The following is an 8,832-nucleotide window of genomic DNA, read 5'->3' as shown; positions in this document are numbered from 1 at the left end:
CGCATGTACCGCACGGGCGACTTGGCGCGCCGGCTGGCCGACGGGCGCATCGTGTATCTGGGACGCACGGACCAGCAGGTCAAAATTCGCGGCTACCGTATCGAGCTGGGCGAGATCGAGGCGGCTCTGGCATCGCTGCCAGATATCGCTGAAGCATCAGTCTGCGCTAATGCAGACGTAACGGGAGCCTTGCTCCTGGTCGCTTATATAGTGAAGCACAGCAATGCCGCGGCGTTGGATGTAGCCACATTGAGGATGGCATTACAGTCCACGTTACCTGCCTATCTGGTCCCGGCGTTTTTTATTCCGCTCGATAGATTGCCGCTGACTCCCAGCGGGAAAATCGATCGCAAGGCATTACCTACGCCAGAAAGGGGAAACAGGCAGGAATGCGTTGCTGCCCCCCGCTCCGCCATTGAGTCACAACTAGCTGAGATTTGGGCCAGCGTATTGGCGCTTCAGCAGATTGGAATTCATGATGACTTTTTTGTTTTGGGAGGCAATTCTTTGCAAGCGGTGCGCTTGTTGCACTTGATCAAGCAGAGGATGGGATTGATCTGCTCGCTAGCCAACTTCTTTGCGGCGCCTACTATTGCAGGGCTGGCTGCCAGCTTAGCTTCTGCAAAGCAGGAAAATGCATTGCTTGTGCCCTTACAGTCGAATGCAGCACCTGCGACGCTGTTCTGCGTTCATCCTGTCGGCGGCAGGGTGTTTGCGTATCGGCAATTGGCCGACTCCTTGAAGTCATTCGCGACGGTCTATGGTATCCAGTCGCCTGAAGCGGCAGGGCTGGCGGATCGTTACCTCAGTCTTGAAGTCATGGCGAATGCGTATGCGGATCAGATTTGCCAACAGTGTCCGGAGGGCCCTTACTTCCTGGCAGGTTGGTCTACCGGTGGGCGGTTTGCGATTGCTATTGCGCATGTCTTGCGTCTGCGTGGTGCGGATGTTGCCTATGTTGCGATACTCGATACGACGCACGGCGTCATGGCTCGCGACCTCCCTGAACAAGTGCTGGCAGACGCCGTGTTGGGCACGCTCGCGGCATTGAGAGGATCATCTTTTTTGCCGCTTGAGTTGGCCAGCATGCAAGCGGAGATGGAGGCACAGAACCTGAAGATCGATAGTCTGTTCAGTGATGCCGCCCGCGATGCTGCCATGCCCTTGTTATCTAAGTGGTGCGGCATTTATGTGGATGCGGAGGTGTGGTGGCATTTGCAGCAAGAGGTTGGTATTTCACGACACTATCTGACACTGCTGGGCAGCGGCGACAGTACTGGTGACGCCCTTCCTGTATATGAGTATCGGGCCGCAGGCGTCGTGAAGACAGCAGTTGCTGACAATATTTACGTGACCGCTGGGGACCATTTCAGCATGCTGAAGGCGCCGCATGTACTATCGCTGGCTGAAATGATGGCGGTAGCGATGCGAAGCAGGGCCTCCTGAAGGAGCGGTTGGCAGATAGTGGCAGTATATTTTATTCAATGTGAAACATAAATAAAGGAAATCCGTATGTCGAATTTTGAATCTCAAGAAAACGTTGTTTATGAAGTTTTGGTGAATGAAGAAGAGCAATATTCACTATGGTTGCAGGACCGCGAAGTACCTCTGGGGTGGAAGAAGGTTGGCAAGCAGGGAGGGAAGGACGAGTGCATGGCCTTTATCGACGAAGTATGGATTGACATGCGGCCGTTATCACTACGTTTGGAAATGACGTCGTGAATCCGTGATTGTATTACCAGATGAAAATGGTCAGAAGGTCGGTGTTATCAAGATAGATGAAATGGATAGTGCCGGTCGCTCCGGCCGGCCAACTATCCGACAGATGTACGCGCACAACGAAGCTTAGCCTGCCTGTCGCCGCGTCTATTCCCGTTATGCTGATTGCCTCAAAGCCAAAGAAATGGCCTACATCGCGGTACGTCGCTTTATAGAAACATTCCTTGGCGGAGAAAAATAGCGTCATTGTCTGGCCAAACGTGAATGAGGAGGATGTGACTATGGACAATTCATCCGAATTGATGGCGACCGATGCGATGGCGTCGTGCTGTTCTGTTGTGCCTGTCGATTCCAAGTCGATGCCGATGCCACGTACACTGCCATACTTCTGCGCCACTGCTCCACTGAGATTGCGATTGTGAGTAATGGATCCCAGCATGCCAGGGGGCCAGATGGGCTCACGGTTGAGCCCGGTGTGGATTTCCAATCTTCCCAGCCCATATTCGCCTAGCGCCATGCGCGCAGTCAATCGGCCAAAAAAGAATTCAGCCTGACGTATTTTTCGGCTTTGATGGATATGGTGAGGCAGGGGCAAAGCCGCATGCTGGTATGCATCCGTGTGAAATCGCTCCGCTTCAAAACTGATCAGTTGTATGTTCAAGACATGGCTATTTATATCGATGTTCAGTAGTTGAGCGTATTGCAGGCCGAAGGGATGCAAAGAGGTGAAATCATCATGGGAAATTCTTTTTATGGAGGGCATAGTAATTACCGATGAAAACTGTGGCGACCTTGTCCCTCAGCGTTTCTTTAGTTTTGTGGCTGGCCAGGATGACGACTTTAGGCTATGCGCGTAGTGCATTGATTATACGTGAACGAGTGCAATGAATGGTTCTGTCGCCTTGTTGATCGGAGGGCGAAGTTATCCCGGCATGGCACTTCTGCCCTCAAACTGGACAGATCTGTCCTGCCCGCGCATAAAATTGGTTGCGACCGAGAGTATGTAAGCGCTGTGACGCTGGCCTGGGCCGCCAAGCGCGGCATTCGCATCGACTTCATTCAGCCTGGCCAGCCGCAGCAGAATGCTTATGTCGAGCGCTATAACCGCAGGGTGCGCTACGACTGGCTGACCTATCATCTGTTTGAAACGGTCGATGAGATTCAGGATTTCGCAAGCCGCTGGCTGTGGACTTACAATCACGATCGGCCCAACATAGCACTTGACAGCATTACACCAAAACAGAAGCTTGCCATGGTCGCTTAACCTCTACTTTTAGAGTGTTCTAAAAATAGGGGGATTATCGGACAACGGACAATGCGACGACTGCATAAGTCCGGAGAGGAAAACTTTTCATCCAGGAATCGATCGCCCACATGTTGCCTTCAGGTTCTGGGCTTCAATTGCTTGGCAGTGAAGTGGGCATTCCCCATACCACCAAAAAAACCCCAAAAAATCACCTTCCGGTGCTAATGTCGTTCGATTAAAGTTTCGTTTCAAGACTCGAGCATTGTAACGTTGAGGCAATGTCTACACGGCCCGATCCTAATGTCGATCAGGCCGCTCTTCATTGATGAGCTCGGCTAAGGCCGGAACTTCGGTGTATATGTCGTTGGTTTCATGTTTTCGCTCCCTTTCACAAGCTTATCAAAGGAAAGTGTCAGAAAATGCCCCGGTTCGCTCAGCAGCGAGGCGTCTTGTGGCCGGAGACGCCATACTGTGTTTACATTGGTGCAGTCTTTCAGAGGCGGTATAGACTGCCGGAGCCAACGCTGTCCACCGATGTGCCGTCCGTGCAGCCGTCCATCGGCAAACCCTGCGCCCATCCGGCGGCCAAGGCATGCACGTCTCGCAAGGGATCGGACGCCTTGGCGCGTTCATTACGAATGCGGCAGGTTTCAGGATCAGTGGCAAACAGGCCGCGCGCGAAAACGCGACCCTGCTCGGCCAGCTTTGTGGTCTTCGGCCCGCGTATCTGCGCGAAGCGCAGCAAGGCTTCATCGAGGCAGCCGTCCGTCCCAACCAGACACCGAGCCAGATGCCAGGCGTCTTCCAGCGCCTGACAGGCGCCTTGGCCGGAGGTCGGCAACGGTGCGTGCGCCGCATCCCCCACGAGCAGCACATTGGCCCGGCTCCACGTGTGCAGCGGCTCTAGGTCGTGCACGGCGATCAGTCGGACGGCATGCGCCGGTGTCGCCTGAATGATGCGGGTGACAGGCTCCGGCCATCCCGCGAACAGATCCTCAATCTCCTTACGCATATCCGCTACGGGCGCCGCCCCCGGCAATGGCCGTGCCTGCGCCGCCGCCCAGTAGACCAAATCCGGCCGGACCGCCACGCAACCGAAGCGATCACCCGAGCCCCAATAATCCCGAATCGCGATATCGCCCACTAATGCACGCTCCCCCTGCGCCACACCCACCCAGTTCACGAAGCCCTGATAAACTGGCGTGTTGTCCCCCGCGACGAACCGGCGTGCCACCGAGTCCATGCGGCCATCGGCGCCGATAAGCAGATCCGGACGAATGCTTACCTTGTTTTCGAACCGCGCCACGGCTTTGCCGCTAGCATCGAGGTCGATCGCCACCGCCCGATGCCCGAATTCAACCGGGATCCCGGCCTGTGCCGCATGATCCAGCAGTACCGCCTGCAAGTCCCGGCGCAAAATCGTATGGGTGGGATGCCCCATGATCTGGTCCAGCAGCGCAATATCGAGGCCCCCCAAAGAATTGCCCGCGGCATCCTGGCGATGCATGGCCACTGGCTGGCCTCCCACTGCAGCGATGTCTTGCAGCAGCCCGAGTTCCTCTAGCACAAAGCCGGCGTTGGGCCAGAGCGTAACGCCAGCCCCCATCGTCGCAGGCCCCGTCCGGCGCTCATATACCCGGGGACTGTACCCCCGCTTGCTCAATGCAAGCGCCACGCTCAACCCTGCAATGCCGCCGCCAAGTATTCCGATTTCCATGTTGAAACTCTCCTATTCAATCCGTCCCGATGCGCCGCCGGCGGCGATCCATCGGACGACACGGCATCTTAGATTCCGCCACTGTGGAACACTAGTATGTGAAAATTGGCCACTTTCATACCTTAATCGGGATAATCATGCGCAATGCCCTCGACCTGAATACGGTCCGTGTCTACGTGGCGGTCGTCGATGAACAAAGCTTTGCCGGCGCGGCACGGCTGCTGACCCTGCCATCTTCCAACGTCAGCCGCCACGTCGCCACGCTGGAACGCATGCTGGGCGTCCGCCTGCTGGAACGCAGCACCCGCCACCTGCGCATGACGGAAGCTGGCAGGCTACTCTACGAACGCGCCAAACCCTTGCTCGACGCCTTGCTCGCCACCGAGGAAGAGCTTGGCGCGGTGCAGCGTGAACTGCGCGGCCCCCTCAGGATGTGCATGCCAGGCGAAGCGCCAAGGCTGCTAGCTCCGATCCTGGCCGAATTCTGTAGCCTCCATCCCGGCGTCGAACTGGAATGCGACACGCGCCTGACCGGTCTGGAAGCTCTCCGGGAAGACATGGATCTGTCCATCGTCTTCCATCGTGGGCGCCAGGAGGACAGTACCTTCATTACCCGCGAACTCGCTACGCTGCCCAGTATCGTGGTCGCGGCGCCCGCACTGCTCGCTAAAACTGGCATACCGCGCCACGTGCGCGAACTGAGGTCATTGCCTTGCATTACCACCTTGAGCGCGTTAAAGGGCCAGCCCTGGCAGTTTCTCGACGCTGTAGGCGAAATCGTGAAGGTAGCCGTGCGTAGCCGCTATCGTGTCAACAGCGGAGAGCTGGCATTGGCGGGCGCGCGGCAAGGCATCGGCTTCGCGATAGTGGCGGCCTATCCATGCCAGGACGATCTTGCCGCGGGCCGATTGCGGGAAGTGCCGCTGGACTTGTGCCCTGCGCCGCTGCAATTGCTTGGCGTGTACAGCCATCGGCATTCCGTGACTGCGCGGGTTCGGGCTTTGCTGGAATTGATACAGGTGCGGTTGGAAGGAGTCGGGAGCGGCTCAAGATGAAAATCGAATTGAGGAACGCGCCCGAATAGCGGAATGAATCGCCACGACCATTGTAGACACTCCTGAGCCATGATTTAGGCAAAGGGGAAATCATGAGTGGTAAGCGCTACACGGAAGAATTCAAGGCCGCTGCGGTCAAGCAGGTGATTGATCGCGGGTACCCAGCGGTTGAGGTCGCTGAACGGCTTGGTGTCAGTATCCAAGCATCTATGCGTGGACAAAGCGGTATGGCGTGCCAGACGTCGAGCGCAAAGCGCAGGATGGCAGGCGTACGCCAACGACAGACCATATTGGTGTATTTCACATCAACGGGGAGGCGACATGTCCGAGATGATCGAATGGCGGCCTGGCTGGTGGCTTCGCGTACGGCCGCGCGGCGCTTCGCCGGCTTCTGGGTATTTTTGTCCAGTAATGTGCTGTGGGTCTGCTGGGGCTGGCAAGACGGGGCCTGGGCCCTGATCTTCCTGAACCTGTGCCTGGCCTTGATGAACGTGCGCGGCATCCTCAAGAACGAGCGCCCATGATGCCGTTTGCGCGGGTTGATTTATAAATTTACATTTGTTTCCTATGTATTGTACATGCGCGCCCGGCCCGCCGGTGGCCATTTCCCAGCGGAAAACCGTGCATTGCGCCCATCTTCGCCGGATATTTGCTGTCTTATATAAGATTCCTCGTCATCGGATACACAAACAGCGACAGGACAGTCTAAAATACGTGGTGGGCAAGCACGGCGTCACCGCCGGCACACTAGCCGTCCAAAGCAAGGCTAACCGTCCTGTGTTTGGAATGAAGAAAGTTAACCACCAGGCATCACCGCATACAAGGGAATGAACATGGCAACACAAAAATCCAAAATCATCTACACGCTGACTGACGAGGCGCCGCTGCTCGCGACGTATTCCCTGCTGCCAATTATCAAAAAATTCACCGCGCCGGCCGGCGTGGACGTCGTTTCCAGCGATATTTCGGTGGCGGCGCGCGTACTGGCTGAGTTCCCTGAATTCCTGACGGACGCGCAAAAAGTCCCGAACACCCTGGCTGAACTGGGCAAACTGACCCAGCTGGCTGACACCAACATCATCAAACTGCCGAACATCAGCGCTTCGCAAGGTCAGCTGATTGCCTGCGTGCGCGAACTGCAAGGCCGCGGCTACAAGCTGCCGGACTACCCGGAAGATGCGAAAACGGACGAAGAAAAAGCCCTGAAGGCCCGCTACGGCAAGTGCATCGGCAGCTCCGTCAACCCGGTCCTGCGTGAAGGCAACTCCGACCGCCGCGCACCGAAGGCCGTCAAGGAGTATGCGCGCAAGCACCCGCACTCGATGGGCGAGTGGAGCCAGGCGTCGCAAACCCACGTGTCGCACATGCATCACGGCGACTTTTACCATGGCGAAAAATCGCTGACGCTGGAAAAAGCGCGCGATGTCAAGATGGAACTGGTCACGGCCTCGGGCAAGACCATCGTGCTGAAACCGAAGGTGTCCCTGCAAGCGGGCGAAATCATCGACAGCATGTTCATGAGCAAGAAAGCGCTGCTGGAGTTCTACGAGAAGGAAATCGACGACGCCTTCAAGACGGGCGTGATGTTCTCGCTGCACGTCAAGGCCACCATGATGAAAGTGTCGCACCCGATCGTCTTCGGCCACTGCGTGCGCATTTTCTACAAGGACGCGTTCGCCAAGCACGCCGAACTGTTCGACAAACTGGGCGTGAATGTCAACAATGGCATGAGCAACCTGTACGACAAGATCGAGACCCTGCCAGCGTCGCAAAAAGATGAAATCCTGAAGGACCTGCACGCCTGCCACGCCAACCGTCCGGAACTGGCCATGGTCGATTCGGCCAAGGGCATCACCAACTTCCATTCGCCGAACGACATCATCGTCGATGCGTCGATGCCCGCCATGATCCGTATCGGCGGCAAGATGTGGGGCGCCGATGGCCGTCCGAAGGACGTCAAGGCCGTGATGCCGGAATCGACGTTCGCGCGTATCTACCAGGAAATGATCGGCTTTTGCAAATGGCATGGCAACTTCGATCCGAAGACCATGGGCACCGTGCCGAACGTGGGCCTGATGGCGCAGCAGGCGGAAGAATACGGTTCGCACGACAAGACGTTTGAAGTGCCGGAAGGCGGCATCGCCAACATCACCGACCTGGAAACGGGCGAAGTGCTGCTGACGCAGACGGTGGAAGAGGGCGACATCTGGCGCATGTGCCAGGTCAAGGATGCACCGATCCGCGACTGGGTCAAGCTGGCCGTCACGCGCGCGCGCAACTCGGGCATGCCTGCCGTGTTCTGGCTGGACAGCTATCGTCCGCACGAAAACGAAGTCATCAAGAAGGTCCAGGTTTACCTGAAGGACCACGACACCAGCGGCCTGGACATCCAGATCATGTCGCAGACGCGCGCCATGCGCTACACGCTGGAACGCGCCTTCCGCGGCCTAGACACCATCTCGGTGACGGGCAACATCCTGCGCGACTACCTGACCGACCTGTTCCCGATCCTGGAACTGGGCACCTCCGCCAAGATGCTGTCGATCGTGCCGTTGATGGCCGGTGGCGGCATGTACGAAACGGGCGCCGGCGGTTCGGCACCGAAGCACGTCAAGCAGCTGGTGGAAGAAAACCACCTGCGCTGGGATTCGCTGGGCGAGTTCCTGGCCCTGGCCGTGTCGCTGGAAGACATGGGCATCAAGACAGGTAACGCGAAGGCGAAAATCCTCGCGAAAACCCTGGACGAAGCGACGGGCAAACTGTTGGACAACAACAAGTCGCCATCGCCACGCACCGGCGAGCTGGACAACCGCGGCAGCCATTTCTACCTGGCCATGTACTGGGCACAAGCCCTGGCGGCACAGAAGGATGACGCGGAACTGGCGGCGCACTTCGCGCCAGTGGCCAAGGCCCTGGCCGACAACGAAGAGAAGATCGTTGCCGAGTTGAAAGAAGTGCAGGGCAAGGAAACGGATATCGGCGGCTACTACCTGCCCGATCCGGCGAAGACGGAAGCCGTCATGCGTCCTAGCGCCAGCCTGAACGCGGTGCTGGACACGATCTGATGCAGGCTTGATGTTTAGCCAGGCCAGCGC

At 57.3% G+C, this 8,832-nt stretch carries 7 protein-coding genes and 2 pseudogenes; 7 read left to right on the top strand and 2 right to left on the bottom strand.

Features of this window, described 5'->3' with window-relative positions; genetic code table 11:
- Nucleotides 1-1,446: thioesterase domain-containing protein (locus AC07VL_RS14020; RefSeq protein ID WP_494806417.1), on the top strand; the 1,446-nt coding region annotated here is incomplete at its 5' end.
- A 66-nt stretch (nucleotides 1,447-1,512) separates the two neighbouring features.
- On the top strand, nucleotides 1,513-1,722 hold the full coding sequence (locus AC07VL_RS14015; RefSeq protein ID WP_426090144.1) for an MbtH family protein: 210 nt from the start codon (nucleotides 1,513-1,515) through the stop codon (nucleotides 1,720-1,722).
- A 13-nt stretch (nucleotides 1,723-1,735) separates the two neighbouring features.
- Here the strand turns inward: AC07VL_RS14015 and AC07VL_RS14010 are convergent, their stop codons facing one another.
- Nucleotides 1,736-2,482: a 4'-phosphopantetheinyl transferase family protein gene (locus AC07VL_RS14010; RefSeq protein WP_494806416.1), complete on the bottom strand. Its 747-nt coding sequence runs from the start codon at nucleotides 2,480-2,482 to the stop codon at nucleotides 1,736-1,738.
- Nucleotides 2,483-2,701: 219 nt separating this feature from the next.
- On the opposite strand from AC07VL_RS14010, the pseudogene AC07VL_RS14005 reads away from it, so the two are divergent.
- Nucleotides 2,702-2,983: pseudogene (locus AC07VL_RS14005) on the top strand (integrase core domain-containing protein); the annotation flags it as partial.
- A gap of 475 nt (nucleotides 2,984-3,458) precedes the next feature.
- Here AC07VL_RS14005 and AC07VL_RS14000 read toward each other — a convergent pair.
- Nucleotides 3,459-4,682 carry an FAD-dependent monooxygenase gene (locus tag AC07VL_RS14000; protein WP_494806415.1) on the bottom strand — a complete coding sequence of 408 codons (1,224 nt, stop codon included), beginning with the start codon at nucleotides 4,680-4,682 and terminating at the stop codon, nucleotides 3,459-3,461.
- A 137-nt stretch (nucleotides 4,683-4,819) separates the two neighbouring features.
- Here AC07VL_RS14000 and AC07VL_RS13995 point away from each other — a divergent pair, with 137 nt between their 5' ends.
- The 4 genes and pseudogenes from AC07VL_RS13995 (at nucleotide 4,820) to AC07VL_RS13980 (ending at nucleotide 8,802) form a co-directional block, all read left to right on the top strand.
- Nucleotides 4,820-5,737 carry a LysR family transcriptional regulator gene (locus tag AC07VL_RS13995; protein WP_494806414.1) on the top strand — a complete coding sequence of 306 codons (918 nt, stop codon included), beginning with the start codon at nucleotides 4,820-4,822 and terminating at the stop codon, nucleotides 5,735-5,737.
- Between the two features lie 92 nt (nucleotides 5,738-5,829).
- Nucleotides 5,830-5,966, top strand: a pseudogene (locus tag AC07VL_RS13990) (transposase); the annotation flags it as partial.
- A gap of 109 nt (nucleotides 5,967-6,075) precedes the next feature.
- A complete protein-coding gene (locus AC07VL_RS13985) occupies nucleotides 6,076-6,261 on the top strand; it encodes a hypothetical protein (protein WP_494806413.1) in 186 nt (61 codons plus the stop codon).
- Nucleotides 6,262-6,570: 309 nt separating this feature from the next.
- The gene (locus AC07VL_RS13980) at nucleotides 6,571-8,802 is read left to right on the top strand and encodes an NADP-dependent isocitrate dehydrogenase (protein WP_494806412.1); all 2,232 of its coding nucleotides are present in this window, start codon (nucleotides 6,571-6,573) and stop codon (nucleotides 8,800-8,802) included.
- Nucleotides 8,803-8,832: the final 30 nt, after the last annotated feature.

The organism is Janthinobacterium sp. GW821-FHT03C08 (genome assembly GCF_059420905.1).
The sequence above is the reverse complement of the archived record's forward strand: the minus strand, read 5'-3'. Positions and strand labels throughout refer to the sequence as shown.

Excerpts from the sequence above, each read along its gene's own strand:
- AC07VL_RS14000 (WP_494806415.1), bottom strand. The coding sequence starts at position 4,682 with ATGGAAATCGGAATACTTGGCGGCGGCATTGCAGGGTTGAGCGTGGCG.
- AC07VL_RS13980 (WP_494806412.1), top strand. The coding sequence starts at position 6,571 with ATGGCAACACAAAAATCCAAAATCATCTACACGCTGACTGACGAGGCG.
- AC07VL_RS13985 (WP_494806413.1), top strand. The coding sequence starts at position 6,076 with ATGGCGGCCTGGCTGGTGGCTTCGCGTACGGCCGCGCGGCGCTTCGCC.
- AC07VL_RS13995 (WP_494806414.1), top strand. The coding sequence starts at position 4,820 with ATGCGCAATGCCCTCGACCTGAATACGGTCCGTGTCTACGTGGCGGTC.
- AC07VL_RS14010 (WP_494806416.1), bottom strand. The coding sequence starts at position 2,482 with ATGCCCTCCATAAAAAGAATTTCCCATGATGATTTCACCTCTTTGCAT.
- AC07VL_RS14015 (WP_426090144.1), top strand. The coding sequence starts at position 1,513 with ATGTCGAATTTTGAATCTCAAGAAAACGTTGTTTATGAAGTTTTGGTG.